At 64.1% G+C, this 26622-nt stretch carries 22 protein-coding genes; 17 read left to right on the forward strand and 5 right to left on the reverse strand.

Going from position 1 to position 26622, the window contains the following annotated elements; genetic code table 11:
• Window positions 1-419: 419 nt before the first annotated feature.
• Entirely contained in the window at window positions 420-1079 is a 660-nt protein-coding gene (locus CRO75_RS16220; protein WP_097136771.1) for an isoprenylcysteine carboxylmethyltransferase family protein, read from the reverse strand.
• 140 nt (window positions 1080-1219) lie between these two features.
• The gene (locus tag CRO75_RS16225; RefSeq protein WP_053260645.1) at window positions 1220-2122 is read right to left on the reverse strand and encodes a LysR family transcriptional regulator; all 903 of its coding nucleotides are present in this window, start codon (window positions 2120-2122) and stop codon (window positions 1220-1222) included.
• A gap of 175 nt (window positions 2123-2297) precedes the next feature.
• On the opposite strand from CRO75_RS16225, the gene CRO75_RS16230 reads away from it, so the two are divergent.
• From CRO75_RS16230 to CRO75_RS16240, 3 genes are all read left to right on the forward strand, one after another.
• On the forward strand, window positions 2298-2942 hold the full coding sequence (locus CRO75_RS16230; protein WP_009048370.1) for a hydrolase: 645 nt from the start codon (window positions 2298-2300) through the stop codon (window positions 2940-2942).
• 109 nt (window positions 2943-3051) lie between these two features.
• A complete protein-coding gene (locus CRO75_RS16235; RefSeq protein ID WP_097136773.1) occupies window positions 3052-4659 on the forward strand; it encodes an MFS transporter in 1608 nt (535 codons plus the stop codon).
• Window positions 4660-5342: 683 nt separating this feature from the next.
• Window positions 5343-5747 carry a DUF3077 domain-containing protein gene (locus tag CRO75_RS16240; RefSeq protein ID WP_097136775.1) on the forward strand — a complete coding sequence of 135 codons (405 nt, stop codon included), beginning with the start codon at window positions 5343-5345 and terminating at the stop codon, window positions 5745-5747.
• A gap of 210 nt (window positions 5748-5957) precedes the next feature.
• Here the strand turns inward: CRO75_RS16240 and CRO75_RS16245 are convergent, their stop codons facing one another.
• Entirely contained in the window at window positions 5958-6680 is a 723-nt protein-coding gene (locus tag CRO75_RS16245) for a pirin family protein (protein ID WP_097136778.1), read from the reverse strand.
• A gap of 222 nt (window positions 6681-6902) precedes the next feature.
• On the opposite strand from CRO75_RS16245, the gene CRO75_RS16250 reads away from it, so the two are divergent.
• Window positions 6903-7853, forward strand: a complete 951-nt coding sequence (locus CRO75_RS16250; RefSeq protein ID WP_097136779.1) for a GlxA family transcriptional regulator — start codon at window positions 6903-6905, stop codon at window positions 7851-7853.
• A gap of 153 nt (window positions 7854-8006) precedes the next feature.
• Window positions 8007-9503, forward strand: coding sequence for a winged helix-turn-helix domain-containing protein (locus CRO75_RS16255; protein ID WP_097136819.1), 1497 nt, complete (start codon window positions 8007-8009; stop codon window positions 9501-9503).
• Here the strand turns inward: CRO75_RS16255 and CRO75_RS16260 are convergent.
• On the reverse strand, window positions 9450-12266 hold the full coding sequence (locus CRO75_RS16260) for a winged helix-turn-helix domain-containing protein (protein ID WP_097136782.1): 2817 nt from the start codon (window positions 12264-12266) through the stop codon (window positions 9450-9452). The genes CRO75_RS16255 and CRO75_RS16260 overlap by 54 nt on opposite strands.
• 384 nt (window positions 12267-12650) lie before the next feature.
• Here CRO75_RS16260 and CRO75_RS16265 point away from each other — a divergent pair, with 384 nt between their 5' ends.
• The 7 genes from CRO75_RS16265 (at window position 12651) to CRO75_RS16295 (ending at window position 21270) form a co-directional block, all read left to right on the forward strand.
• Window positions 12651-13226 (forward strand): flavodoxin family protein, encoded by a 576-nt coding sequence (locus CRO75_RS16265; RefSeq protein WP_097136783.1) that lies wholly within the window; start codon window positions 12651-12653, stop codon window positions 13224-13226.
• A gap of 32 nt (window positions 13227-13258) precedes the next feature.
• Window positions 13259-14083, forward strand: coding sequence for an alpha/beta hydrolase (locus CRO75_RS16270; RefSeq protein ID WP_097136785.1), 825 nt, complete (start codon window positions 13259-13261; stop codon window positions 14081-14083).
• A gap of 348 nt (window positions 14084-14431) precedes the next feature.
• Entirely contained in the window at window positions 14432-16507 is a 2076-nt protein-coding gene (locus tag CRO75_RS16275) for a type VI secretion system tip protein VgrG (protein WP_097136787.1), read from the forward strand.
• Entirely contained in the window at window positions 16504-17352 is an 849-nt protein-coding gene (locus tag CRO75_RS16280; protein WP_097136789.1) for a DUF4123 domain-containing protein, read from the forward strand. Before CRO75_RS16275 ends, CRO75_RS16280 begins: the two co-directional genes overlap by 4 nt.
• Window positions 17349-18143: a hypothetical protein gene (locus tag CRO75_RS16285; protein WP_097136792.1), complete on the forward strand. Its 795-nt coding sequence runs from the start codon at window positions 17349-17351 to the stop codon at window positions 18141-18143. The genes CRO75_RS16280 and CRO75_RS16285 overlap by 4 nt, the downstream gene beginning before the upstream one ends.
• Before the next feature lie 95 nt (window positions 18144-18238).
• Window positions 18239-19027 carry a hypothetical protein gene (locus tag CRO75_RS16290; protein WP_097136821.1) on the forward strand — a complete coding sequence of 263 codons (789 nt, stop codon included), beginning with the start codon at window positions 18239-18241 and terminating at the stop codon, window positions 19025-19027.
• On the forward strand, window positions 19024-21270 hold the full coding sequence (locus CRO75_RS16295) for a lipase family protein (protein WP_097136794.1): 2247 nt from the start codon (window positions 19024-19026) through the stop codon (window positions 21268-21270). The genes CRO75_RS16290 and CRO75_RS16295 overlap by 4 nt, the downstream gene beginning before the upstream one ends.
• Window positions 21271-21403: 133 nt before the next feature.
• Here the strand turns inward: CRO75_RS16295 and CRO75_RS16300 are convergent, their stop codons facing one another.
• The gene (locus tag CRO75_RS16300; protein ID WP_009044359.1) at window positions 21404-21829 is read right to left on the reverse strand and encodes an AraC family transcriptional regulator; all 426 of its coding nucleotides are present in this window, start codon (window positions 21827-21829) and stop codon (window positions 21404-21406) included.
• Window positions 21830-22108: 279 nt separating this feature from the next.
• Between CRO75_RS16300 and CRO75_RS16305 the strand changes: the two genes are divergently transcribed.
• From CRO75_RS16305 to CRO75_RS16325, 5 genes are all read left to right on the forward strand, one after another.
• The gene (locus tag CRO75_RS16305; protein ID WP_097136795.1) at window positions 22109-23098 is read left to right on the forward strand and encodes an MBL fold metallo-hydrolase; all 990 of its coding nucleotides are present in this window, start codon (window positions 22109-22111) and stop codon (window positions 23096-23098) included.
• Window positions 23099-23133: 35 nt separating this feature from the next.
• Window positions 23134-24057 (forward strand): LysR family transcriptional regulator, encoded by a 924-nt coding sequence (locus CRO75_RS16310; protein ID WP_085530528.1) that lies wholly within the window; start codon window positions 23134-23136, stop codon window positions 24055-24057.
• A 126-nt stretch (window positions 24058-24183) separates the two neighbouring features.
• On the forward strand, window positions 24184-24600 hold the full coding sequence (locus CRO75_RS16315; protein WP_009044356.1) for a DoxX family protein: 417 nt from the start codon (window positions 24184-24186) through the stop codon (window positions 24598-24600).
• The gene (locus CRO75_RS16320; protein WP_097136796.1) at window positions 24593-25222 is read left to right on the forward strand and encodes an antibiotic biosynthesis monooxygenase; all 630 of its coding nucleotides are present in this window, start codon (window positions 24593-24595) and stop codon (window positions 25220-25222) included. The genes CRO75_RS16315 and CRO75_RS16320 overlap by 8 nt, the downstream gene beginning before the upstream one ends.
• A gap of 118 nt (window positions 25223-25340) precedes the next feature.
• Window positions 25341-26622: amidohydrolase (locus tag CRO75_RS16325; RefSeq protein WP_097136823.1), on the forward strand; the 1282-nt coding region annotated here is incomplete at its 3' end.

Raw genomic sequence — 26622 nt, forward strand, 5'->3', positions numbered from 1 at the left:
CCCGGTTGCAATGGCAGATAGCAAGGCGGCAAGGCTCGACGCGCAGAGGGACGCGTTCAGAGCGAAAGCGAGAGGTCCGGAGGGCGCGAGGAATGACGCAGGCGGGAGCGGCACAGGGCCATGGGCAGGTTGACCAGCAGTTTCATCGCAGGTCCCCGGGGGTGTCGTGGAGATCGCCGTGGGTGCGTTGCGTTGTTGCCGTTCCAATGCCGATGCCGAGGCGGCTGCACGGGGCAGCAGCGCGGGGCTGGCAGGGCGGGCGGCAACACAAGGCGTTCATCGGCCGGCGGATCTCGTCAAGAATTCACGGACATTTCGTGCAAGTGAGGTTCACCGTTTTACCGGGACTGGTCCTCGCTGCCAAGGGGCGCGTCACAAAATATTTAACACCGCCCCCGGCAACGCGACGGAAAAAGTCCTCAGTAGATCCAGGGCAGCAGGCGCCAGGTGTAGGCGCAGTAAAGGTCGTATTGCTTGCCGAACTCTTTGCGCAGCAAGGCTTCTTCGGCGTGGATGCGGGCGATCAGCGGGATCAGCATCAAGGCGGTCAGCAGCAGGCCGACCCCGGAGCGAAAGGCCAGGGCCCAGCCCACGCAATTGATCAGCAGCCCCAGGTAGCTCGGGTTGCGCAGGGTGCCGTAGATGCCGGTGGTCACCAACTTGTGGCCGGGCTGGATCGCCACCAGGCCACTGAAGCGCTTGCCCAGCACGAACACCGGCCACAGCCGCAAGATGCCGCCGCCGATAAAGAACACCACGCCCAGCCAGCGTATGTCGGCACTGCCAAAGGTCCAGAAATGCAGGCGGTCGGTATAGGCGGGGAGAAAGGCGAGCAACAGCCCGAGGAGGCCGAAGGCGACGAGGACCCAGCGGTTTTCCCGGTCTTCCTGTTTGCCGGGGCTCAGGTTGCCTTCGCTGAACTGGGCAACAAAGGCCATGGCCAGCAGGGACAGGGTAATGACCCACAATGCCGGGTGGGAGAAAAACGCCACCGGTCCGCCCATGCCGAGGATGGCCAGGCCGAGGTAGGCGAGGGTCGCGATCAGGCTGAGCGCCGCGAGTTGGGGAGAGTTACGCATGATGGCCCCTCACGAATGCCGAGGTGTATGCCTTCAGTGTAGGTCCATCGCCGCCACATCCCGCGCCGCCCGGTCCTGGTAGGAGCGAGCGTGCTCGCGAAGCGGTGTACCTGCCGCACGGCGTCGCCTGGATCGCGTACCTACGGCAGCACGGGCGCTTTGTCGGCCAGTTGGGCGACCAGGAACTCGATAAAGGCCCGGGTCTTCTGCGGCACGCGCCGGGCGGACGGGTACACCGCGTGGATGCTGATCGGCGGCGCCTGCCATTCGCACAGCACCGGCACCAGGCGGCCGGCGGCCAGGGCGTCGGCGACGATGAAGTCGGGCAACAGGGCGATGCCCATGCCGGCCTCGGCGGCCTGGGCCAGCAGGTCGCCGTTGTTGGCGTGCAGCGGGCCGGTGACGTGGACGCGCTGGGTGTCCTTGCCGTTGCTCAACTGCAGGCTGACCCCGCTTTGCAGGTAGCCATAGTTCAGGCACTGGTGGGCGGTCAGGTCGCGGGGCGTCTGCGGGGTGCCGGCGCGCTTCAGGTAATCCGGCGAGGCCACCATGATCCGCGGCGCCGGGGCCAGCAGCTTGGCGACCATCGACGAGTCGGCCAGGCTGGCGATGCGAATGGTCACATCGAAGCCGCCGCGCACCGGGTCCACTTGCTGGTCGCTGAGCACCAGCTGCAATTCGATGTTCGGGTGCTGTTCATGGAATAGCGGCACCAGTGGCCCGAGGCGGCGCAGGCCGAAGGACATCGGCGCGTTGACCCGCAGCACCCCGCGCAATTCGCCGATGCCGTCCCGCGCCCGTTGTTCGGCCTCGTCCACGGCGGCCAGGACTTCCCGCGCCGACTCGTAGTACTCGGCGCCGGCTTCGGTCAGGTGCAGGCTGCGGGTGGTGCGGTGCAGCAGCTGCACGCCGATGGCTTCCTCCAGCGCCTGGATCTGTTTGCTGACTTTCGAGCGCGGCACGTCCATGGCCCGGGCCGCGGCGGCGAAGCCGTTGGCATCCACCGTGACGACAAACGCGCGCATGCATTCGATGCGATCCATGACTGTCCCTTTTTTGGAATCAATGATTCTCGATTTTAGGGAATTGTTGCTTTTTATTCCAGCCCCTAAATTAGCCACCAAGCCGGCAGCAAAGCCTCCCCAGCGGAACCCGCGCCGAGCCCCCGAATTGTGCCACTCAACGCTTGAACCTACTCGACAGCAAAAGGAACGCGCCATGTCTATCCGTGAACTGCTCAACCCAAGCAACTCCGCCCTGATCCTGATCGACCACCAGCCGCAGATGTCCTTCGGCGTGCAGTCGATCGACCGCCAGACCCTGAAGAACAACACCGTGGGCCTGGCCAAGGCGGCGAAGATCTTCAACGTGCCGACCATCTTTACCTCGGTGGAAACCGAGAGCTTCAGCGGCTACATCTGGCCGGAGCTGCTCAGCGTGTTCCCCGACCACCAGCCGATCGAGCGCACCTCGATGAACTCCTGGGAAGACAAGAAACTGGTGGAAGCAGTCAAGGCCACCGGGCGCAAGAAACTGATCATGGCCGCGCTGTGGACCGAGGTCTGCCTGAACTTCCCGGCCCTGGAAGCCCTGGCCGAAGGTTATGAGGTGTACATCGTCACCGACGCTTCCGGCGGCACCAGCCAGGAAGCCCACGACATGTCGGTGCAGCGCATGATCCAGGCCGGCGCGGTGCCGGTGACCTGGCAGCAAGTACTGCTCGAGTTCCAGCGCGACTGGGCGCACAAGGAAACCTACGACGCGGTGATGGATCTGGTGCGCGAACACAGCGGTGCCTACGGCATGGGCGTGGACTATGCCTACACCATGGTGCACAAGGCACCGCAGCGTCAGGTCAAGTAAGCCTGCCGCGAATGACCTCCGGTCGACGCAACCCGCTTGCGTCGGCCGGAGGTCGTTGGCGCGCAAAAACGCCCGGACTGCAAACCCTTCCCACGACTCAAGGACCGTCATGAAACAGACCCTCGATTCCTCCCGTAGCGCGGCCTCCCTTTCGCCCTGGAGCCCGCTCAAGCATGGCCTGTTTCGCGGGCTGTGGCTGGCCAGCATCGCCTCGAACATCGGTACCTGGATGCACGAGGTGGGCGCCGGCTGGCTGATGACCTCGCTGTCGGCCAGCCCGATGACGGTGGCGCTGGTGCAGGTGGCCGCCGCGGCGCCGATGTTTTTCCTCGCGCTGCCGGCGGGGGCGCTGGCCGATATCGTCGACAAGCGCTGCTACCTGTTGTTGGTGCAGGGCTGGATGGCCAGCGTCGCCATGCTCCTGGCGTTCCTGACCCTCAGCGGCCTGATGACGGTGCCCTTGTTGCTGCTGTTGACCCTGGCCATGGGCATCGGCACGGCCCTGATGATGCCGGCCTGGTCGGCCCTGACCCCGGAACTGGTGCCCGCCGGCGAATTGCCCGCGGCCATCGCCTTGAGCAGCGTCGGGACCAACGTGGCGCGCGCCGTCGGCCCGGCCATCGCCGGTGTCCTGGTGAGTATGGCCGGTCCCTGGGCGACCTTCGCGGTGAATGCGCTGTCGTTCTTTGCGGTGATCGCCGTGCTCGCCTGCTGGCGGCGCGAGCCGAAGGTCGCGGTGTTGCCGGCGGAGCGGCTGTTCAGTGCGATCCGCGTGGGCTGGCGCTACGCCCGCAGTTCCCACCCTCTGCAACGGGTGCTGATTCGTACCCTGGGGTTCTTCTTCGGCGCCAGCGCCGGCATGTCCTTGCTGCCGTTGATCGTGCGCGGCGAGTTGCAGGGCAGCGCGACCCAGTTCGGCGTGTTGCTCGGCAGCGTCGGCCTCGGCGCCGTGCTGGGGGCAATGCTGTTGCCAAAGCTGCGCCAGCGCCTGGCGGTGGATCGCCTGGTGGCGCTGGCCAGCGTGACCTACGCCCTGGTGCTGTTCGCCCTGGCCTGGCTGCGCGACTTCTATCTGTTGATCCCGGTGATGCTGATCAGCGGCGGCGCCTGGATCGCCGTGCTCTCGAGTTTCCAGGTGGCGGCCCAGACCTCGGTGCCGGCCTGGGTGCGGGCACGAGCGCTGGCGGTGTATATCCTGATGTTCTTCGGCAGCATGGCCTTGGGCGGGTTGCTCTGGGGCTGGGTGGCCAGCCTGTTGTCCATGAGCGTTGCCCTGAGCCTGGCGGCAGCGGTGCTGCTGGCCGGGGTCGGGCTGACCTGGCGGGTCGGCTTGCCCCAGCGCAGCGCCGAAGACCTGGCGCCGTCGCTGCACTGGCCGCAACCGCTGCTCAGTGACGACCAGGACCTGGAACGCGGGCCGGTGATGATCAGCCTGGAATACGACATCGCCCCCGAACACGCCCAAGCCTTCCAGCAGGCGATGAACCCGGTGCGGCGCATGCGCCAGCGCAACGGTTCGTTTTCCTGGTGCCTGCTGCAGGACAGCGAAAACCCGCGCCTGTGGTGCGAGATGTTCTTCGACGAATCCTGGGTCGGCCACCTGCGCCACCACGAGCGGGTGACCCGCGCCGAGCTGAAGATCGAGGCCGCCGCCCGCCGCTTCCAGAGCGACGGGGTGAAGATCCGGATCCGTCATTTGCTCAAGGGGCAGGGCTGAAGGGGCATCTGGTGGTCGGATGCGGGCTTTCACGTACCTGTAGCCGCTGCCGCAGGCTGCGATCGATCTGGGCGGCATTCCGACGTAGCGGGCGCTGGGTCTTGAGACCGCTGGAGGACCTTCGGTCCTATCGCAGCCTGCGGCAGCGGTTACAGGGATTGGGCGTTCTCAGGTTGTGCATTCGACCGCGTAGCGGGCGCTGGGTCTTGAGATCGCTGGAGGACCTTCGGTCCTATCGCAGCCTGCGGCAGCGGCTACAGGGATTGGGGCGTTCTCAGGTTGTGCATTTGGCCTTTGTAGGAGCAGCCGGTCGACGCTCGATTGCTCGTGAAAAAAGCTCACGGTTTGAGCGGTTTTTCTCTTTGATTTGTAGGGCATTTCCGAGAGAATCGCCGGGTTACATTTCTGCGGTTTTGGCGTCTTGTGCCTGTTGAATGTTCGGGGCTAGGCTGCCCCGGTCGCTGCAAAATCAGCGGCCGGGACTGCAAGCCCGAACAAGCAAGAAGCGCTGGACGCACACCCAGGATCGTTGAGATCTCATCGCGATTTATGGTGGCTGCGTGCGGGAGACTTTCGGGTCTGCCGGGTTTGCTTCTTCTTCCCGGTCTTGCAGACCTGCACGTAGCCGCCACCCATCATCTGCAAGTGATGCTGGCGGTCTTCATCAAAGAAGGAGCCGCGTCATGAAAAAGATCGTCCCCGATCCGCCCATTCTTTCGCCCAGCCGAGAACAAATAGTTCAGCTGGAAATTCCCAATCAAACCCTTCGCCAGGCACTGGAAAGTCGCGTCGAGGGTGAGCCTTTGCACCGTGCCTTGCGGGAAACCGGCAGCAGCTCTTTCGGCTGTCGCGACGGCAACGGCCGTCCGCTATTCGCCGTTCGCCCTGGCGTCAGCGCCGAGGAGGCGTTGTTGCATGTGTCGTTGTTGCTCAAGTGCGCCGAGGAGACGGCGGATGAGATCACCAGTGCCAGCGGCATCGAGCGAGGCTTGATCTGGTCGATGATCCACTCAGTGGAGATGGCGCGGGCGGTGGTGGATGCGTTGCTGGATGGGGCGCGAAGCCAGGGAGCAGCGCAGACGTTTTGAGGCGGGAGCGCATCGCGTGCCGGCCGAACGGCCGCAGAGGGGCAGGGGAAAAAGGCGACCCCCCCCTGTGCAACTTGGTCAGGCTGGTTGACGCGAACGAATAGGCGCTAGCGGCTGTCAGCCGCTGCGGTCGAGGGCTTTCACCGGCCCCTGGCCGCCTGTCAATGTCGAAAAAAGGCCCGGGGACGCAAGCCCCCGGGCCGGTGCCGGTCACGGCATTTCCGGCAGTTCCTGCGCCCGCAGATCGAACACCAGCACTTCGGCATCCACGCCGTTGCTCAAGGTCAGCGCCTGCTCCTGGCGCACCCGCACGCCATCGCCTTCCTGCAAGAGCAGGCCGTTGAGGTCGACCGAGCCGCGGGCCACATGCACATAGGCGTAGCGGTTGGCGTCAAGCTTGAGGGTGGCGCTTTCCTGGCCGTCGATCAGCCCGGCATACACCCGCGCATCCTGGCGCACCTGCAGCGAGCCGTCGGCCCCCTCGGGGGAGATGATCAGTTGCAGGCGGCCGCGTTTTTGCTGCGGGCTGAAATGCTCTTGCTGGTAACGCGGCTTGGCGCCGCTGACGTTCGGCACGATCCAGATCTGCAGGAAGTGCACCGGCTGGGTGGCCGAGTGGTTGTACTCGCTGTGCGCCACGCCGCTGCCGGCGCTCATCAGTTGCACGTCGCCAGGGCGGATCACCGAACCGGTGCCCAGGGTGTCCTTGTGTTCCAGGGCGCCTTCGAGCACGTAGGAGAAAATCTCCATGTCTCGGTGCGGGTGTTGGCCGAAGCCTTTGCCGGCGGCGACCCGATCGTCGTTGATCACCAGCAGGTCGGAAAAACCCTGTTCCCGTGGGTTGCGATAGTTGGCGAAGGAAAAGGTATGGAACGACTTCAACCAACCGTGGTTGGCGGCGCCGCGATCAGAGGCTTTGCGAAGGGTCAGCATGAGGGAATCTCCTGTCGGAACGGGAATTCGTCCGGTTGAGGAGAAGGCTAATGTTTACCCTGCGGCGCAATAAGTAGATGGAAACTGAAATACTGTCCCGTTCAGGTTGACAATTTTGTGCGATGAATCACGTATTCTTGTCCGATGAGCGCGCGCCGTCCGGGCATAATGTCCAAGGTCGGCGTTATGCTTCCAACCCTTTGATATCAGTGATATTTACCCATGAAGACCGTGGCAATGGTGTTGTTTCCGGACTTTCTCCTGCTCGACATGGCCGGGCCCATGGAGGTGTTTTCCATCGCCAACCGTTATCTGGAGCCGAAGGACCATTACCAGCTCTCGACGATCGGCACCGAGCACGGTCCGTTGCGCGCCTCCAACGGCGTCAAGGTGCAGGCCGATCTGCATATCGACCAGGCGCGCGGCAGCTATGACCTGCTGCTGGTGCCCGGGGGGCCGGGGGCCTACAACGAAAAGCACCGCCCCTTGCTCGACTGGCTGGCGGCGGCCGTGCGCCGCTCGGCGGTCTATGGCTCGATCTGTACCGGGGCCTTCATCCTCGGGCATGCCGGGTTGCTCGACGGTTATCGGGTGACGACCCACTGGCACTACACGGAACGCCTGATCCGGGCCTTCCCCGAGGCGACGGTGGAGACCGACCAGATCTTCGTCGAGGACCGCAACCTGATCACCTCGGGCGGGGTCACCGCCGGCATCGATCTGGCGCTGGCGGTGGTCGCCCGGGACCACGGCAAGAAAGTTGCCCAGGACGTGGCCAAGGTGTTGCTGGTGGTGATGAAGCGCCAGGGCGGGCAGGCGCAGTTCAGCCCGTTGATGGCCACGGTGGCGCCGCAGGAGACGCCGGTGACCCGGGTGCAGAACCATGTGCTCGAACACCTGGACGAAGCCTTCAGCATCGAGCGCATGGCCAGCCTGGCGAACATGAGTACGCGGCATTTCGCCCGGGTGTTTGCCCGGGAAGTGAACATGACGCCCATGGAGTTCCTGCAAAGCGCGCGCATCGACCGCGCCCGGAACCTGCTGGAGACCAGCGACCTGCCGCTCAAGACCGTGGCCTACAAAAGCGGCTTCGGCAGCGTGCGGCACATGCGCTTCCTGTTCGGCGAAAAGCTCGGCCTGACCCCCACCCAGTACCGCGAACAGTTCAGCTAGCGCCGGCTTGTCCGTCTGGCGCACCGCGATGGCCGTGACGCTCCCTCCAGGGCGGTTGTACCGTCATCGGTGCCTGCCAAGATACCGGGGAACTCTCGGAAATGGAGGTGCGGGAGCCTGGCGCCGGGCCGGGTTTCCAGCACGTGGATGGGCATGAACAGCATCAGAGATTTGAACAGCGATGGGCTGCTGCGGTTCGGCCCCTACGCCTTCCACCTGCGGCAGCGGCTGGTCCTCGACGGCGACCGGCCGTTACGCATGGGCGGGCGTGCCCTGGACATCCTGCGGGTGCTGGTCGAGCGCGCCGGCCAGGTGGTGGGCAAGGACGAATTGATCGCCTGCGTCTGGCCGGACTCGGTGGTCGAGGACATCAACCTGCGCGTGCACATCGCCGCCCTGCGCCGCGCCCTCGGCGACGGCCAGGACGGGCAGCGCTACATCGTCAACATTCCACAGCGCGGTTATTGCTTCAGCGCCCCGGTGCTGCGCGAGTCGCAAGCAGAGCCGCTCGCGCTCGCGAACCTGCAGAGGCCCCAGCACAACCTACCGGCACGGCTGACCCCGGTCATCGGTCGCGACCCGGTGGTCGGCAGCCTGGTCCGACAACTGCCGGTGCGCCGGTTCATGACCCTGGTCGGTCCGGCGGGGATCGGCAAGACCACGGTCGCGCTGCGGGTCGCCGAGCTGCTGTTGCAGCACTACCGCGACGGCGTGTGGTTCGTCGATCTGGCGAGCATCGACGACCCGGCGCAACTGGTCGAGCACGTCAGGCACAGCCTCGAACTGGACGCCGGCCTGGAGGCGCTGGCAACCCGGCATGCCTTGCTGGTGCTGGACAATTGCGAGCACCTGCTCGAACGCTGCCAGGGCGTGGTGGAGCAGTTACTGGCCTCGGCGCCACGGCTGTCGATCCTGGCCACCAGCCGCGAGCCGCTACAGGCTGCGGGGGAGACCGTGCATGGCCTGGCGGCCTTGTCGGTGCCGCCGGCCTCGTCGTTGCACAGCGTGGCCGAGGTCATGAGCCATTCGGCGGTGCAGCTGTTCGTCAGCTGTGCCCGGGCGCGCCAGCAAGGCTTTGCCTTGCGGGAACAGGACCTGAGGGCGGTGCGCGAGATCTGCCGCCGGCTCGATGGCTTGCCATTGGCCATCGAACTGGCGGCGGCGCAGATCGACGCGTTGGCGCTGGTGGGGCTGCAAGCGCAGCTGGACAACTGCTTTCAACTGTTGACCCAGGGCCGGCGCACGGCCGTGGCCCGGCATCAGACGCTCAAGTCCGCCCTGGACTGGAGCTATCAACGGCTGAGCCCGCTGGAGCAGACCCTGTTGCAGCGCCTGGCGGTGTTCGACACGGCCTTCACCGTGCGGGCCGCCACCGACGTCATCAGCTGTGCGGTGCTGCGGCCCGAGTGCGTGGCCGAGGTGATGGCGCAGCTGGCGCGCAAATCGCTGCTGGCGGTGGAGCAGGGCCAGGGCACGGCGCATTACCGCTTTCTCGACACCACCCGCGCCTACGCGCTGCAAAAGCTGGAACACAGCGGGCAGTTGCGGGTGTTCGAAAGGCGGCATGCCCACGCCATCGGCAAGGCCCGCTGGCTGTCAGTCCGGCACCTGTCGTTGCAGCTCATCGAGCAGTTCCCGGACGCGGGTTAGGTCCGGCGTGGCAAAACCCTCGGTGAAGCGGGCATAGAGCGGTTCGAGCAGCTCATGGGCGCGCCGGGCCTGGCCCTGGCGCTGCCAGAGCCGGGCCAGCGAGGTGGCGCTGCGCAACTCCCAGGTCAGCGCGCCCTGGGCCCTGGCCACAGCCAACGCCTGGTGCAGCACCGCTTCGGCGGCGTCAGGCGCATTGTCGGTCAGCAGCGCCTCGGCCCTGGCGCGCAGGATCTCCGCCGTGCTCCAGCCGGCCGTGCCGCTTTCGGCCCGTTGCAGCAAGGCGTTGTCGATGAAAGCGCCGTCCAGGGTCACCATGATTTCCCCGATCAGCCCGGTGCCGGATTGCGGCGGCGAGAACTCCGGGGCGCCTTCGATGACCTGCGCGTAGTGCCGGCCCCAGGTGTAGAACAGCAGCACCGAATGCTTCTGCGCCTGCTCCAGCAGCAGGCGCAGGAGTTCGCGGGCAGTCGCGGCGTCACCGTTGTAGTGGGCGATCAGGCAGCCGGCCAGGGCCAGGGTGTAGCAGATGGACGTGCCGTGGTTGATCTGCAGGGCGATGTCCAGGGCCTGGCGCGCGGTGCGCCAGGCTTTTTCCGGGTGGCCTTGCAGCCAGAGGATCCGCGCCAGGATCGTCAGGGCGGCGACGCTCTGGTCGTACTGCACGCCGAAGCCGCGGGTGAAGCGGTTCATATGCCCGCTCTGGGCCATCAGCTGGATGACTTGCTCGGCCTTGTCCCGGGCCTGCGGCTGATCGCCGGCAAAGTGCAGGGCCAGCACCTGCAGGCGCTGGGTGCTGAGGGACATCGCGGCAGGGCCGGCATCGCGCAGCGCCAGGTGGTCGAACTGCCGGCTTTGCTCCAGGGCCAGTTGGTAGTGACCGCAACTGAGGTTGACCGCCATGTGCCCGGACACCGCCTTGAGCTGGGCGGCCACGTCGTCGGTGCTTTCGGCCAGGGCCCTGGCCGCGACGAAGGCCTCGATGGCCTCGGTGCTGTTGCCCTGGGTGTGGTAGCAGGCGCTGCCGAGGGCCAGCTTGAGGGCCTGGGTCAGGCGCGGGCAGGCCTCGCCCGCCGCGTGCAGCAGGGCCAGGGCCTGGCGCACATAGCCGCCGTGTTCCTTGAGCAGCGACAGCTCCTGCCACAGCGGTGCGGAGGCCGCGGCCAGGTGGATCGCCAGCTGTTGCGGACCCTGGGCATTCAAGCCCCAGTCGAGAGCCACCCGGATGTCTTCCAGGCTGCGGGCGTGACGCTCGATCCAGAGCGTCGAGGGCGTCTGCTCCCAGTCGTCCCGGGCCTGATGCATCAAGGCCAGGCAACGTTCGGCGTGCCGCCTGCGGGTAGCCGGCAGTTCGGCGGCCTGCTCGAGTTTTTCCAGGGCATAGCTGCGGGTGGTGTCCAGCAGGCGATAGAACACTTCCTCGTCGCCGACCTCCACGTTCAGCAGGGACTTGGCCACCAACTGAGTGATCGCGGTAAAAACCACGCTGGCTTCGATGTGCGCGTCGACGATCACCGCTGCGGCCGATGGCAGGGTGAAGCCGCCCCTGAACACGCCCAGCCGGCGCAGGCAGGTCTGCTCGCAGGTGCTGAGCAGTTCGAAGCTCCAGTCCAGGGTGGCGCGCAGGGTCTGATGACGGCCCGGGGTGACCTGGCAGCCCTGGGTCAGCAGGCGAAAACTGCCGTGCAACTGGCTGAGCAGGCCCGCGAGCCCCAGGTTGCCGACCTGGGCGGCGGCCAGCTCGATGGCCAGGGGAATGCCGTCCAGGCGCCGGCAGATCTCGATCGCCAGGGGCAGTTCGTCCTGGCTCAGTTCGAAGCTGTCGTGGCTGGCCATCGCCCGCTCGACGAACAATTGCAGGGCCGAGAAGGTCAGGGCCTGGTCGCGGTCCAGCACCGCGATGGGCGGTGGGCAATCCAGGGATTCCAGGCGTTGCACGAATTCGCCCTCGGCGCGCAGGCTCTCGCGGCTGGTGGCCAGGACATGCACCTGCGGCGCCGCGCGCAGGATGCTTTCGCAGAGCGGTGCAATGGCATCGAGCAGGTGCTCGCAGTTGTCGATCACCAGCAGCATCTGCCGCTCGCGCAGGAAGTTCGCCAGGCTGGCCAGCGGTTCGTCGTCGTGCAGCGCCAGGTCGAGCAGGGTCGCCAGGTGGCTGGTGATCATCCGCGGGTCGTTGAGCGGGGCCAGGTCCAGCAGGCGGATGCCGTCCCGGTACTGGCCGATCAGCTGTTCGGCGACCCGCAGGGCCACGGTGGTCTTGCCGATGCCGCCGGGGCCGACCAGGGTGATGAAGCGCTGGCGCGCCAGTTGCGTCATCACATTGTCCACCAGGGCCTGGCGCCCGATCAGGCGGGTGCGGCGCACCGGCAGGTTATGCCCGCCCGGCTCGGCCGAAGGGTCCTTGGGGCCTTGCTCGAAGCGCTCGGGGGCGAAGGGTTCCAGGGAGAAGGGCGCGACGAAGCTGTAGCCGCGCTGGGCCACGGTGACGATGTAGCGCTGGCCGGCCTGGCCGTCGCCCAGGGCCTTGCGCAGCGCCGCCATGTGCACCCGCAGGTTGGTGTCTTCGACCACGCTCCTTGGCCAGACCCGGGCGATCAGTTGCTGCTTGCTGACCACCTCGCCGGCGTGCTCCAGCAGGATCAGCAGGATGTCCATGGAGCGGCGGCCCAGGCGCAAGGGCCGCTCGGCTTCCAGTATCAGGCGTTGCCCCGGGTAGATCCGGTAGGGGCCGAAATGCACAACCTGTTCGGGGGGTAGGGTCAACGGCTCACTCCTGTTGCTGTTTTTTTATCCTCCCCGTGGCACCTGCGCGGGGCGGGCGGACGAAGGGCACGGCCTTCTATCCCGCGGTTTTCGAGCATGTTCCTCAGGTTTCCTGAACAACGCAACGCAACGCGGACGGGCGTGCCTCGAGTGCGCTAGCCGCAGCAATCTTCTTGCCAGCGATGGGTCCCGTATTTATTGGTCGTGGCCTTGGCGACGAGCGGGCAGGGGTGGTGCCTGGGCCCTTGAAAATTAACAACGTTTAACTCGCCCTGGGTCCGCCCTACGGCCAAAACTCCAGACCTTCACGGTCGCCAACCGCAGGGACGGCCGGGCGTGCCGCGCGCAGGAAAAAAGGGATGAACACCTCTGGAGGATGCCGGAATGAGCAAGGTGGTGGTGGTCTATCACAGTGGCTATGGCCATACCCGGGTCATGGCCGAAGCCGTGGCCCAGGGGGTGGAGAGCCACTTGGGCAGCGCCTGCCGGCTGATTCCGGTGGAGGAGGTGCACGACCAGTGGGAGTGCCTGCACCAGGCCGATGCCATCATCTTCGGCGCCCCGACCTACATGGGCAGCGCCTCGGCGCCCTTCAAGGGGTTCATGGAGGCCAGCGCGGCGTTCTACCTGGCCCAGCCCTGGCGCGACAAGCTCGCCGCCGGCTTCACCAATTCCGGTTGCCTGTGTGGCGACAAGCTCAACACCCTGGTGCAGATGGCGGTCTTCGCGGCCCAGCACTCGATGATCTGGGTCGGCCTCGACCTGCTGCCGGCGCGTTCCAGCCGCGGGGTGTTCGATGGCCAGTTGAATCGCCTCGGCAGTTCCCTGGGCGCCATGGCCCAGTCGAATGTCGAACAGTCCCCCGAACACGCGCCGCCCCTGGAAGACCGCCGCACCGCCGCGCACCTGGGCGAGCGGGTGGCGCGCCTGGCCGAGCGCCTGGGCCATTCATCGATTTGAGTCACCCCACCCCCTGAAGGAGCAAAAACGCCATGAGTACATTCACCACCCGCGACGGTACCGAGATCTATTACAAGGACTGGGGCAGCGGCCAACCCGTCGTCTTCAGCCATGGCTGGCCGCTGAATGCCGACAGCTGGGAGTCGCAGATGATCTTCCTGGCATCCAGGGGCTACCGGGTCATCGCCCATGACCGTCGCGGGCATGGCCGTTCCAGCCAGCCTTGGTCGGGCAACGAGATGGACACCTACGCCGACGACCTGGCACAGTTGATCGAACACCTGGACCTGCAAGACGCGGTGCTGTTCGGCTTCTCCACCGGCGGTGGCGAAGTGGCGCGCTACATCGGTCGCCACGGCACGGCGCGGGTCGCCAAGGCCGGGCTGATTTCCGCGGTGCCGCCACTAATGCTCAGGACCGCGGCCAACCCCGGCGGCCTGCCGATCGAGGTCTTCGACGGCCTGCGCGAAGCGTCCCTGGCCGACCGTTCGCAGCTGTACAAGGACGTCGCCAGCGGGCCGTTCTTCGGCTTCAACCAGCCTGGCGCCAAGCCGTCCCAGGGCATGATCGACTGGTTCTGGATGCAGGGCATGACGGCGGGCCACAAGAACGCCTATGACTGCATCAAGGCCTTCTCCGAAACCGACTTCACCGAAGACCTGAAGAAGTTCGACGTGCCGACCCTGGTGGTGCACGGCGACGCCGACCAGATCGTGCCGATCGAAGCCGCCGGCATCGCCTCGGCCAAGCTGGTCAAGGGCGCGAAGCTGCTGGTCTACCCAGGCGCGCCCCATGGCCTGACCGACACCCACAAGGATCAGCTCAACGCCGACCTGCTGGCGTTCATCGAGGCCTGAGTGGTTCGGCGACCTGCGCCTGATCCATAAAAAAACGCCGGGAGGTTTTGCCCCCCGGCGTTTTTTATTTTCACGATGATTCCAGTACCGAAGTTTGCTGGACTACGCCGCAGTCTGATACAGCAGGTTTGTCAATTGCTTGGACGAGTTCAACCTATGCCGGTGCTTTGCGAAACCTGACCTGACTGCCGACCGCCTGACGCCTATCCGGCCCTTGGAATCCTCTCAAAATCCCCATCGACTTTAAGTAAAGTCCCGCAGACGTTGGGGGGCGACATTGCTAATGTCCTGCCAGCCATTTGCTCCGGGTCATTGAAAGGCCCGCTGTCTCGCTTAAGGAAAAGCTAAATGTTTGCGCCCGCCAACACCGCGCACTTCACGCTGTCGATCCCAGCCGTCCGCCATGACTTCAAGGTACTGGCTTTCGACGGCACCGAAGCCCTCAGCGCTCTCTATGGGATCCGCGTCGAGCTGGTCAGCGAGAACCCTGACGTCGACCTGGAGAGCCTGCTCAATCAGCCGGCCTTCCTTCGGTTCGGGCTGAACGGCGAAGGCCTTCATGGGCATATCGAAGACCTGTACGTGGGCGAGGCAGGCAAGCGCCTGACGCGCTATCACCTGACCCTGGTGCCGGTGCTGCACTACCTGCAATTCAGCTGCAACCAGCGGATCTTCCAGCACCTGACAGTGCCGCAAATCATCGCCCAGGTGCTGGGTGGCCACGGCATCCAGGCCGACGTCTACACCTTCAATGTCAGCACCAGTCCGGAGCGCGAATACTGCACCCAGTACGGGGAAAGCGATTTCGATTTTGTCCAGAGGCTGTGCGCCGAGGACGGCATCGCCTGGCACCACCAGCACTCGGCGGAGGGCCATCGGCTGGTGTTCACCGATGACCAGACCTGTTTCCCCCTGTTGGGGGATACACCCTATCAGCAGGACACCGGCACGGTAGCGGACCATCCGGTGGTCAGCCGGTTCTCCCAGCGCTTCAGCACTCGTACCAGCACCGTGACGCGTCGCGATTACGATCTGAAACGTCCGAGTCTGCTGCTCGAAAGCCAGTTCACCGCGGACTTCCAGCCGGTGCTTGAGGACTACAGTTACCCTGTACCTATCACCACGCTGGAGCGCGGCAGAGTGTTGGCCAGGCAGGCCCTGGAGCGGCACCGTGTCGATTACCAGTTGGCCGAAGGCCAAAGCGATCAGCCGACGCTGCGCAGCGGACACTTTTTCAACCTGACCGAACACCCGCGCAACAGCTGCAACGACTTGTGGTTGTTGCTGAGCGTCACGCATTGCGGCCGACAACCGCAGTCACTCGAAGAGTCCGTCACCAGCGACACCCAGCCCGAAGACGGCTTCACCCAGGGCTATCGCAACAGCTTCACCGCGATTCCGTGGGACGTGTTCTTCCGTCCGCCGCTGCTGACCCGCCGGCCCTTGCTGGGCTGCCAGACCGCCTGGGTCACCGGCCCGACCGGCGAGGAAATCTTCTGCGATGAGTTTGGCAGGGTGAAGGTCGAACTCCATTGGGACCGACGGGAGCTGGGCAGCGACAAAAGCAGCTGCTGGTTGCGGGTTTCTTCAAGTTGGGCGGGGGAGAACTTTGGTGCAGTGACTATCCCGCGAATCGGCATGGAAGTGGTGGTGAGCTTCCTCGAAGGCAACCCGGACAATCCTTTAATTACGGGCGTTGTGTCGAACAAGACCACACCCGTGCCTTACGCGTTACCGGCGAACAAAAGCAAGACCGTGTTACGCAGTCGCAGCACGCCGGACAGTGGCGGCTACAACGAACTGTCGATCGAGGACCGTGCCGGGCAGGAAAAAAACTACCTGCGCGCGCAACGTGATATCGAGCAGCTGATCCTCAACGACAGCGACACCCAAATCGGCAACGACCGGCGCGAACAGATCACCCGGGACAGCCATAGCCTGATCGGCAACGACCGCTTTGATCAGGTGGACAGCAACAGCTCCAGCCTGGTCAAGGGTGACGAACTGCACACTACCCAAGGCGTACGGAACACGCAGATCGGCGGCAATGAACTGCTCTCCATCTCGGGCAATGGCAGCATCACCATAGGCGGAACCTGGGTCGTGCAAGCGGGGCCCCAGGCCCGCGTCACCGCCACCCATGTGGTGGTTGATGCGAGTACAAGCCTGACGCTTAAAGCAGGCGGCCAGCACATCGTCATTACCCCTGGGGGGATCTTCAGCAGCGTGCCGATCGTTCAGGGCGGAGCCCCGGTGGCAGGGATTGCGCCGCAACAGACCCTACAGGCACTGGCCGAGGAGCCGCAGACCAGCGTTGCCAATTCGTTGGCGTTCGTTGCCGCCGCCAGGCAACGCGCTGCGGACCTCTGCCCACTCTGCGAAGCCTGCCGCGACGGACAGTGCGCTATTGGAGAGGTTGCATGAGTACGCCCGAACAATGGATGCGCGTCCAGGGTGAGCTCGGCCAGCGCCTCTACCTGATACTGGATTCCGTTGGTCAGCTGGATGAGCGCAATGCGCTGCTCAACGAGAGGGACGACGACCAGTACAGCAATCTGTACAGCGGTACGCCCGCCAGCGCGCTGGCAGCAATAGGCCCATACCTTTTTCAGCTCGATACGCTGGATCATCCAGCGATCCAGGTCTTGCTCAAAACGCCGGAGCGTCATTGGGGCTGGCTGGCCAGCAGCGCAAGCGGCGATCTGGATCAACTGGCCCGCCATTGGCGCGCCCGCCTGGTAACGGGGGAGCGGCCGAACCAGGCCCTCTATCGTTTTCATGACAATCGTGTCCTGGGGCGAGCCTTGGCACACCTGCGCCCCGAACAACGCAGCGAATTCCTCGGGCCGATAGCCAGCGTGTGTTACTGGCAGGATGGGCAATGGGCGGCCGCCTACAATCCCGCCCCGGGCGAATACCCGGTACCACCCGCCCCGGCGTGGCTCGCTGTCCCGCCGACCGCGGACACGACGGCAGGCATACGAATCGATAACGCCCGGCGCTACCTGATGGTTGAGCAGATGGAGCGGCTGGCCGAACTTGCCAGGCAACAGGATGCGGACACCTGGCTACAGGCTCAGTTAGAGTTGGCCCGCGCGTGGGGCTGGCAGGCGCCTGAGCAAGTCCGGTTCCTGCTCGTTCAACGTTTGCAAGCACCGCGGGAAGCAGTGCCTAAGTCCTGGTTACCTCAACTCGACGAAACACCCCTGACGCATTTTCAGCGTGTGTATCAGCAAGTGCAGTTTTGGCAAGGAGATGCCGCCGTATGAACCGAACCCTTCAACGCCTGATTCTTGTCAGCAGCCTGGCGCTGGTACAGGGCTGCGCCGCCCTGGGCAAGTCCAGCAGCTTCACCCTCACGGCTGACTTGCCACCGGACTTCGCCTATGTCGCGTCGGTGTATTACGTGCCCGCCAAAGGGCAAACCTGCACCGTGCCGACGGCAGACAATCGGGTGCCGCAGTTCAACCGCGAGTGGCGCACCGAATACAAGCCGGATGCGCAAATCGAGATACGTCGGACTCGCAAGGGGTGCGAGCTGGTGGTCGATCACGTCGAGCTGGAAATCAACGCAACCTATGGTAAGGACTGGGGCGACTTGGGGCGCGAGTATGCCCGGGTTTCGGTGCGCGAAGAATTGCCGGAAGCGTTTAAAGGTACGTTCGACGCCGCCGGGGAAAGTGAGTTTTCCGGTCAGTGTCAATGGCTGTTTCGTACGTCTGGAGGACTGCGCCGTCTCGTGAAAATCCTCGACTGCAAAAAGACCGATGCATCCGGCGAACTGCTGAAAACCCGACCTTTCGCAGCCTATACCCTCGACGAGCTGCCGGGTAAAACCGTGAAGATGAAAGTCAAGCTGGCCGATGAGGAGAGGCCGTATATGAAGGACACCTGGGTCAAGGTGCCCGGTGGTTGGAAGCGTTGCATGGGCAAAGGATTCGAAGACCAATATGCATTCTGCTACGGCAACTACAAAGACTTCAGTACCTTCAGAATGCCAGATGGCCGTAGCTGCACGATTTACCCCGGCTGCACCGAAGACAAGGAGGTGACTCCATGAGCCTTGAGCCGATGGAAGAATGGGAGCGGCCTTTCTTCGATACGCGCATGCATGCTTGTCCGATGCAGACACATTCGAGCAGTTTTCAGGAGGCTGTGAAACGAACCCTGCAAAGTCTGGTGCTTGGCAGTTGTCTGGCACTGACGCAGGGCTGCGCCGCCAAGTCCAACAGCTTCACCTTTACGGCCGACCTGCCTCCAGACTTCGCCTATGTCGCGTCGGTGTATTACGTGCCCGCCAAAGGGCAAACCTGCACCGTGCCGACGGCAGATAATCTGGCGCCGCAGTTCAACCGTGAGTGGCGCACCGAATACAAGCCGGATGCGCAAATCGAGATACGTCGAACTCGCAAGGGTTGCGAACTGGTGATCGATTACGTCGAGCTGGAAATCAATGCGACCTATGGGCCGGACCGGAGTGACTTTGGGCGTGAGTATGCCCAGGTTTCGGTGCGCACAGAACTGCCAGAAGCGGTTAAAGGTACGTTCAACGCCGCTGGGGAAAGTGAGTTTTCCGGTCAGTGCCAGTGGCTATTCCGCACGATTGGCCCCAATCGCTATATCACCAAGATTCTCGACTGCAAAAAAACGGATGCATCCGGCGAGCGATTGAAGAGCCGCCCCTTTGCGGCCTATACCCTCGACGAACTGCCGGGTAAAACCGTGAAGATGAAGATCAAGCTGGCCGACGAGGAGAGGCCGTACATGAAGGACACCTGGGTCAAGGTGCCCGGTGGCTGGAAACGCTGCATGGGCGAAAGTTTCGAAGATCAAGATGCGTTTTGCTTTGGCAACTACAAGGATTTCAGTACCTTCAGAATGCCCGGCGGCCGCATCTGCACCATCTATCCGGGCTGCACCGAAGACAAGGAGGTGACCCCATGAGCCTTGAGCCGATGGAAGAATGGGAGCGGCCTTTCTTCGATACGCGTATGCATGCTTGTCCGATGCAGACACACTCAACCAGTTTTCAGTTGGTGGATGAAACGGGCGACGGTACACCCTATGCCGGTTTGGCGTATGAGGCCACCGACTATGAAGGCGCCATCTACTTGGGGATCCTGGACGAAACAGGATCAGGAAAGGTCAATCGACACTATTGTGGGCCGGTGGTGCTCAAGGTTGATCAAGCCTATCAGGGAAGTGATAAGACATATGTACGTAAAGTCGGAAGAGAGCACTACCCGCTACCTATCACCGAACTGCAAGTCCGTGCCGAAAAGACCCGTTTCTTGAACCCAAGCGGCGCCCGCACTCACTCCAACCCCGCGCAAGGCCAAGCCGGTTTCTTCTGCCAGGTCGAGGTGAGCGAATTGGTGGCGCATCGTGCCCACCTACCGCCGCTGGCACCGCGCAATTTTCCGCCCCAGCACCATGTGCACTCGCTGATGCGCCGGCCCTCAGAAGCGGCCGCCATGGCGGAATTGGGATTTGGCCCCACGCCTCCTAAGGTGCAGGGCATTGCGCTATTACCGAACAAACACCATGTGCTGGAGGTGCGTCCGCTGCGGGCACTGAGTCCGGTCCTGTCCACGGGCGAAGAATTCTGCTCACTCAACCTGTACCAGTTGGCACTGATGGCAACCCTGAGCTACAGCCCGTTTGGTCAGGTCCCTGCTACACAGCCGGTGGTGAGCGATAGCGTGAGCTTCCCGACGCAACCTAGCGTCGGGAACTGGTTTGGCGATGCCTTGGCCAAGTCTGATGAGATTTGGCAAGTGGACGCGCAACAGGCGGGCGGGAAGACCTATTACCCCTTGTATGCCGATGTAGCGTATTCCAAACGTCTAGAGATCGTACCTTTCGACCCAGAGTTGTACCCGGATGTGAACAGCCCCGACCTGGGGGTGAGACAGGAGCATCCCGACAGGCTTCACTACTTTGACGATGCGAAAAAAGACAATCGCACCGATTCTCAGGCGTTCATCACCCATAACGATGAACTGATTTTACTAGCGGTACGGGGTACAGCCGGCGGCGCTGATGTGCTGCGCGATTTGGATGCTGCACAAGTGCCCTTCGAGAAGACCAACGGCAAGGTGCACAACGGCTTTTATGGCTCTGCCAAAGTGGTCCATGAATTCGTCACCACTTACTTGGACAAATTCTACAGTGGGCAAAAGCTGGTGATCACCGGCCACAGCCTGGGCGGTGCGGTGGCCCTGTTGGTCGCTGAAATGCTGCGGAGCAACCAAAAATATGCTGCAAATATTGTGCTCAACACCTACGGCAGCCCACGCGTAGGCGACAAGACCTTCGTGGAAAACGCCAAGGCTTTGGTGCACCACCGCATAGTCAACCAGAACGACCCGGTGCCCAGTGTCCCGGCGACCTGGATGAACACGTCCTGGCGTATGTCGGGGATGGGCGCTGTGCTTACGTTCTTCAATCCCGCCATCGGAGGGGCGGTCCTGCTCCTCAGTCCCGTCAACATTGCCGGCGAACCCTATACGCACCACGGCACATTGCGCCATTTCATGCCAGTGTCGTTCGCCGATGGCCACAAGTCCGCAATCCTTTGGACGCCCGGGTGTAAAACGATTACCGAGCGGGGTGGTGCGGCGGTCTGCGCCAAGGCGCTGGATGCCAAGAATGGTTTGCCAAAGCGAGGGGGGCTGCTGCAACAAATGATGGATAACGCCCACCACAAGATGGTCGTCAGCTACATCCCGCATTGCTGGGCCTCCTTGCGCCGTGCGCAAGAGGCTCTGCAGGAGGGGCGCACCCTGGTGACTTCGACTGAGTATGATCGGGTCCATGAAGCGCTACAGGACTTCGAGACTCAATTGAGAGAAAAGGAGGCGGCGGCACGCGGTTCTGTCAGGGAACGCCAGATCGTAGGTCCGCTGCGCGCTGAAATCGGCAGGTTGCAAGAGACCGCCGCGCGACTGAAAGACCTGAGCGAAGAACGTGTCACCAAGGCGAAGGTATACGGACGGGTTGCAGAGCAACCCGAGGTATTGGCGATGAGTCTGGACCGCTGGCTAGCGCACCCCTTCAATCGCACGCAGGAACAACTCGCGATGGCGCCGCCAGATGCCGACAGCAACGATCGTGCGATTGCTGCTTTGGTCGGCGGCCACGTCCCGGGCACCACCTTCAATCTGGACATCGATGCGATAGGGTAGAACGGAGCAACAAGGGGGGCTTCCCAATTGCCCTCCTGCCGGTCTCGCGCTCAATGAACCGCAGCAGCCTTGGCTATCTCCGTGCGGCTTGCCAGATTCAAGCCCGTGATACGACAAGGTTCGAACCGCGGCCTTATGCGCTCGCCTGGTCGAGGCAGGGGCGGGCGCCCAGGACCCGACACCGCCAGGCAAACGGATTGATGCCTTCGCTGTGGGTGAAGATGTGGCAGAAGTGTGCCTGGTCGCAGAAGCCGCATTCCAGGCTGATCTGCGTCAGGGTCAGGTCGGTGTTGCGGATCAGTTGCTTGGCCCGGGCGATGCGCTGGCAGCGAATCCACTCCTGGGGCGACAGGCCGGTGCTGCACTTGAAGGCGCGGGAGAAATGGCTGCGGGACAGGGCGCAGGCGCGGGCGAGTTCGGTGACTTCCAGGGTGTCGCTCAGGCCGTCGAGGATCATTTGCTTGACCAGGCTTTCGCGCCAGGGAGAAAGGCCGCCAGGGGTGGTTTTTCGAGGTTGCGGGACGGACGCCCTGACGGCGTTGTGCTGAGCGTGGGCCATGACGAAATTCCGTGTCGGTGGGCATGCGCCGGCGCACCGTAGGGTGAGTCGGGCGCTTCCCGATTTAGAAAACAGGTCTGCGCAGAGGGCTCCATTCTTGGTGGCAGGGCGGGGGGCTTGCGAGTTAAACGTTGTTAATTCCGCTCAGCCGCAGGTTGCGTATCCGCGGCAACTGAGCACATGGCTGCAATTTTCGCGGTGCGCTGGCGGTGCATGATCGACCGGGTGCGGCTGGCTCGGGAGTGGCCGTTTTTCTGACTCGATCGAAAAGGTGAAGGCATGACGCATTCTCTGCTGTGCACGCTACGCGGAGCAGCCCTGGCATTGGCCCTGACATCGCTTGGCGCCCAGGCGCAGGCGCCGGTCCAGGGCACCCAGGTACCCGGTTACTACCGCCTGGCGGTGGGCGATTACGAGGTGACGGCGCTGTTCGATGGCTACAACGACCTGTCGCCGAAGCTGCTCCAGGGCATGACCCAGGGCCAGATCCGCGCCTTGCTGGCCCGTCGCTCGATCGAGACCCCGGGGGTACAGACCGCCTTCAACGCCTTTTTGGTCAATACCGGCAAGCAACTGATCCTGGTGGACACCGGCGCCGGCCAGTGCATCGGTGCCACCGCCGGCATGCTCACGGCGAATATGCAGGCCGCCGGTTATCGCCCGGAGCAGGTCGACGCCATCCTGCTCACCCACCTGCACCTGGACCATGTGTGCGGGCTGGTGGATGGCCAGCAGCAACCGCTGTTCGCCAACGCCACGGTCTACGCCGCCCAGGCCGAAGCCGATTACTGGCTCGATCCGCAGGCGCTGGCCAAGGCGCCCGCCGGTGCCCGGGAGTTCTTCAAGATCGCCCAGGACTCCACCGCCCCGTACCGCGCCGCCGGACGCTTCAAGACCTTCGCCAGCGGCCAGTCGCCGGTGCCGGGCGTCGAGGCCCGGCTGGAGGCCGGGCATACCCCGGGCAGCACCACCTACCGCTTTACCTCCCAGGGCCAGAGCATCCTGTTCATGGGCGACCTGGTGCATAACCTGGCGGTGCAGTTCGAGCATCCGGAAGTGTCGATCCGTTTCGATGTCGACAACCAGCAGGCGATCAAGGCCCGGGCCAGGGTCTTCAGCGAGGCGGCCAGCGACAAGACCTGGGTGACCGCGGCGCACCTGCCATTCCCGGGCGTGGGCCATATCGCCGCGGTGGACGGGCATTTCCAGTGGGTGCCGGCCGAGTACGGGCCCTACCAGCGGGCGGCCAGGGTGCCGATGATCGAGTGACGTGCGCTGGCTGAACACACAAGGGGACCGTACCGATGAACCGTAACGATCTGCGCCGCATCGACATGAACCTGCTGGTGATTTTCGAAGCCCTGATGTTCGAAAAGAACCTGACCCGGGTCGCCGAAAAACTGTTCATGGGCCAGCCCGCGGTGAGTGCCGCGCTGGGCCGCCTGCGCGACCTGTTCGACGATCCGCTGCTGTTGCGCAACGGTCGCGGCATGGAGCCGACGGCCCGGGCGCTGGTGATCCTCAAGGAGCTGCAACCGGCGATGGACGCGATCTCGGGCGCGGTCAGCCGGGCCAAGGAGTTCGACCCGGCGACCAGCTGCGACCTGTTTCGCATCGGCCTCTCGGACGATGCCGAGTTCGGTCTGTTTCCGCCGCTGTTGAGCCAGTTACGCGAGGAGGCCCCGGGCATAGTCGTGGTGGTGCGCCGGGCCAACTACCTGTTGATGCCGGCCTTGCTGGCCTCCGGGGAGATCTCGGTCGGGGTCAGCTACACCACCGAATTGCCGGCCAATGCCAAGCGCAAGAAGCTGCGGGACATCGGTTGCAAGGTGCTGCGCGGCGACAACCGGCCCGAACCCTTGACCCTCGATGAATACTGCCGGCGGCCCCACGCCATGGTGTCGTTCTCTGGCGACCTGAGCGGCAATATCGACCTCGACCTGGCCAAGGTCGGGCGCACCCGCCGCGTGGTCCTGGGCGTGCCGCAGTTCAGTGGTCTGCGGGCCTTGCTCGCCGGCACCGAGATGATCGCCACCGTGCCCGACTACGCGGCCTGTGCCCTGGTCGAAGGCTGCGCCCTGCGCGCCGAGGACCCGCCGTTCGCCATCGAGGCGGCGCAGCTGTCCATGGCCTGGAGCGGGGTGCATGACAACGATCCGGCCGAGCGCTGGTTGCGCTCGCGGATCGCCCAGTTCATGTCCGAGCCCTTGAAGATCCACGCGGCCTAGGCGCGGGCGGTCGATCCGGACCCTGCGGCAAGAGAGCACATACATTCAATTTTTCCCGACCGCGCAGCGGCACCATGCAATCTCGGCGGCGATGCCGGGGATCTTTCAAATTGTGCGAGTGCGCCAATGAACGCTTCACCATGGGATGAACGAGCCCGGGATCTCGGGCTGTTGTTTTTGCGGGTCAGCGCCGGGTTGTTTCTGCTGTGGGTGCACGGCCTGCCGAAACTGCTCGACTACAGCGCGGAACTGCAACGTATCGAAGACCCGTTCCGGCTGGGCGCCAACCTGACGCTGATGCTGGCGATCTTCGCCGAGGTGCTGTGCCCGTTGCTGATTGTCGCCGGGGTGGCGGTACGCCTGGCGTGCCTGCCGATCCTCGCGGTACTGCTGGTGGCACTGCTGGTGGTGCACCCGCAATGGAGCCTGGCCGAAGGCCAGTTCGCCTGGCTGCTGTTGATCCTGTTCAGCAGCATTCTTATCGCCGGCCCGGGACGGCTGGCGCTCAATGATCGTTTCGCCGGAGCCTTGCGTTATGTCTGATTCCAATCGCCTCGAAGCCACTGCGCGGCCGGACTCCGATGAGGTCGTGACGCTGATCGTCAAGCACCGGGTCAAGGCTGGCCTGGAAGCGCCCTATGAAGCCTGGTTGCGGCGCATTGTCGGGGTTGCCGGGCAGTACGAGGGGCACCTGGGCGTGGACGTGATTCGCGGCAAGAGCGGCGGCCTCGACCTGTTCACCTGCGTGCTGCGCTTTTGCTCCACCGAGGCGATGCAGCGCTGGCTCGACTCGCCGCAACGCCGGACGCTGGTGGACGAAGCCGCGCCGATGCTGGCCGACGGTGACCAGACCGAAGTCCATCCGGTCCATGAATTCTGGTTTTCCACCCAGACCGACACCGCTTCGCCACCGCCACGGTGGAAGCAGGCGCTGTTGACTATGCTGGTAATTCTGCCGCACACCCTGCTGGTGCCGCTGATCTGGGGGCCTGTGCTGCAACTCAACACTTGGCTTGGCAACTATGTGGTCGCGACTTTTCTGATCACCCTGACCATCGTGCTGTCGGTGGTCTATCTGTTCATGCCCTTGGCGACCCGGCTGTTCGCCCCCTGGTTGCAAGCCTCTGTCGCCGACCGACACCTGGAGCCTGGCCATGGCCAATAACGATGACCCGACCGATCCGCTGCGCCGTCACTTGCTCGCAGCCGGGTCCTTGCTCAGCGCCGCGGCGGCTTTCTGGCCGCGCCTGTCCCTTGCCTCTTCCCATTCAGAAGGACATCCGATGAACGCCGATCTGATTCTGTTCAATGGTCAATTCCACACCGTCGACCGCGAGAAGCCCCGCGCCAGCGCGGTTGCCATCAGCCAGGGGCGCTTCGTCGCCGTGGGCACCGATGCCGAGGCCATGGCCCTGCGCGGCAGCGCCACCCAGGTCATCGACCTCAAGGGCCGCACGGTGATCCCCGGCCTCAACGACTCGCACCTGCACCTGATCCGCGGCGGCCTGAACTACAACCTGGAGCTGCGCTGGGAAGGCGTGCCGTCGCTGGCCGACGCCCTGCGCATGCTCAAGGACCAGGCCGACCGCACGCCAACCCCGCAGTGGGTGCGGGTGGTGGGCGGCTGGAACGAATTCCAGTTCGCCGAAAAACGCATGCCGACCCTGGAAGAACTCAACCAGGCGGCGCCGGACACCCCGGTGTTCGTCCTGCACCTGTACGACCGCGCCTTGCTCAACCGCGCGGCCCTGCGCGTTGCCGGCTACACCCGCAACACGCCGAACCCGCCGGGCGGCGAGATCGTGCGCGACAGCAACGGCGAGCCCACCGGCATGCTGGTGGCCCGGCCCAACGCGATGATCCTTTATTCGACCCTGGCCAAGGGGCCGAAGCTGCCGCTGGAATACCAGGTCAACTCGACCCGCCAGTTCATGCGCGAACTCAATCGCCTGGGCCTGACCAGCGCCATCGACGCCGGCGGCGGTTTCCAGAACTACCCGGACGACTACGCGGTGATCGAGCAACTGGCCCGGGAGCAGCAGTTGACGGTGCGCATTGCCTACAACCTGTTCACCCAGAAGCCCAAGGAAGAACTCACCGACTTCAAGAACTGGACCGGCAGCGTCAAGCTGCACCAGGGCGACGACTTCCTGCGCCATAACGGCGCCGGGGAAATGCTGGTGTTCTCCGCCGCCGACTTCGAGGACTTCCTCGAACCGCGCCCGGACCTGCCACAGACCATGGAACAGGAGCTGGAGCCGGTGGTACGGCATCTGGTGGAACAGCGCTGGCCGTTCCGCCTGCACGCCACCTACGACGAATCGATCTCGCGCATGCTCGACGTGTTCGAGAAGGTCAACCGCGACATTCCATTCAATGGCCTGCCGTGGTTCTTCGACCACGCCGAAACCATCACGCCGAAAAACATCGAGCGGGTGAGGGCGCTGGGTGGCGGCATCGCGATCCAGGACCGCATGGCGTTCCAGGGCGAATACTTCGTCGATCGCTACGGCGCCAAGGCCGCCGAACAGACCCCGCCGATCAAGCGCATGCTGGCCGAAGGCG

Origin of the sequence: Pseudomonas sp. LAMO17WK12:I10, assembly GCF_900215185.1 — a bacterium.
Taxonomy (GTDB): Bacteria; Pseudomonadota; Gammaproteobacteria; order Pseudomonadales; family Pseudomonadaceae; genus Aquipseudomonas; species Aquipseudomonas chlororaphis.

What these genes read in the sequence shown, in the direction of transcription:
- CRO75_RS16240 (WP_097136775.1), top strand. Translation starts at nt 5,343, where the DNA reads ATGAAAAAGATCGTCCCCGATCCGCCCATTCTTTCGCCCAGCCGAGAA.
- CRO75_RS16235 (WP_097136773.1), top strand. Translation starts at nt 3,052, where the DNA reads ATGAAACAGACCCTCGATTCCTCCCGTAGCGCGGCCTCCCTTTCGCCC.
- CRO75_RS16305 (WP_097136795.1), top strand. Translation starts at nt 22,109, where the DNA reads ATGACGCATTCTCTGCTGTGCACGCTACGCGGAGCAGCCCTGGCATTG.
- CRO75_RS16270 (WP_097136785.1), top strand. Translation starts at nt 13,259, where the DNA reads ATGAGTACATTCACCACCCGCGACGGTACCGAGATCTATTACAAGGAC.
- CRO75_RS16275 (WP_097136787.1), top strand. Translation starts at nt 14,432, where the DNA reads ATGTTTGCGCCCGCCAACACCGCGCACTTCACGCTGTCGATCCCAGCC.
- CRO75_RS16295 (WP_097136794.1), top strand. Translation starts at nt 19,024, where the DNA reads ATGAGCCTTGAGCCGATGGAAGAATGGGAGCGGCCTTTCTTCGATACG.
- CRO75_RS16255 (WP_097136819.1), top strand. Translation starts at nt 8,007, where the DNA reads ATGAACAGCATCAGAGATTTGAACAGCGATGGGCTGCTGCGGTTCGGC.
- CRO75_RS16280 (WP_097136789.1), top strand. Translation starts at nt 16,504, where the DNA reads ATGAGTACGCCCGAACAATGGATGCGCGTCCAGGGTGAGCTCGGCCAG.
- CRO75_RS16225 (WP_053260645.1), bottom strand. Translation starts at nt 2,122, where the DNA reads ATGGATCGCATCGAATGCATGCGCGCGTTTGTCGTCACGGTGGATGCC.
- CRO75_RS16230 (WP_009048370.1), top strand. Translation starts at nt 2,298, where the DNA reads ATGTCTATCCGTGAACTGCTCAACCCAAGCAACTCCGCCCTGATCCTG.
- CRO75_RS16220 (WP_097136771.1), bottom strand. Translation starts at nt 1,079, where the DNA reads ATGCGTAACTCTCCCCAACTCGCGGCGCTCAGCCTGATCGCGACCCTC.
- CRO75_RS16285 (WP_097136792.1), top strand. Translation starts at nt 17,349, where the DNA reads ATGAACCGAACCCTTCAACGCCTGATTCTTGTCAGCAGCCTGGCGCTG.
- CRO75_RS16250 (WP_097136779.1), top strand. Translation starts at nt 6,903, where the DNA reads ATGAAGACCGTGGCAATGGTGTTGTTTCCGGACTTTCTCCTGCTCGAC.
- CRO75_RS16320 (WP_097136796.1), top strand. Translation starts at nt 24,593, where the DNA reads ATGTCTGATTCCAATCGCCTCGAAGCCACTGCGCGGCCGGACTCCGAT.
- CRO75_RS16300 (WP_009044359.1), bottom strand. Translation starts at nt 21,829, where the DNA reads ATGGCCCACGCTCAGCACAACGCCGTCAGGGCGTCCGTCCCGCAACCT.
- CRO75_RS16245 (WP_097136778.1), bottom strand. Translation starts at nt 6,680, where the DNA reads ATGCTGACCCTTCGCAAAGCCTCTGATCGCGGCGCCGCCAACCACGGT.
- CRO75_RS16315 (WP_009044356.1), top strand. Translation starts at nt 24,184, where the DNA reads ATGAACGCTTCACCATGGGATGAACGAGCCCGGGATCTCGGGCTGTTG.
- CRO75_RS16310 (WP_085530528.1), top strand. Translation starts at nt 23,134, where the DNA reads ATGAACCGTAACGATCTGCGCCGCATCGACATGAACCTGCTGGTGATT.
- CRO75_RS16265 (WP_097136783.1), top strand. Translation starts at nt 12,651, where the DNA reads ATGAGCAAGGTGGTGGTGGTCTATCACAGTGGCTATGGCCATACCCGG.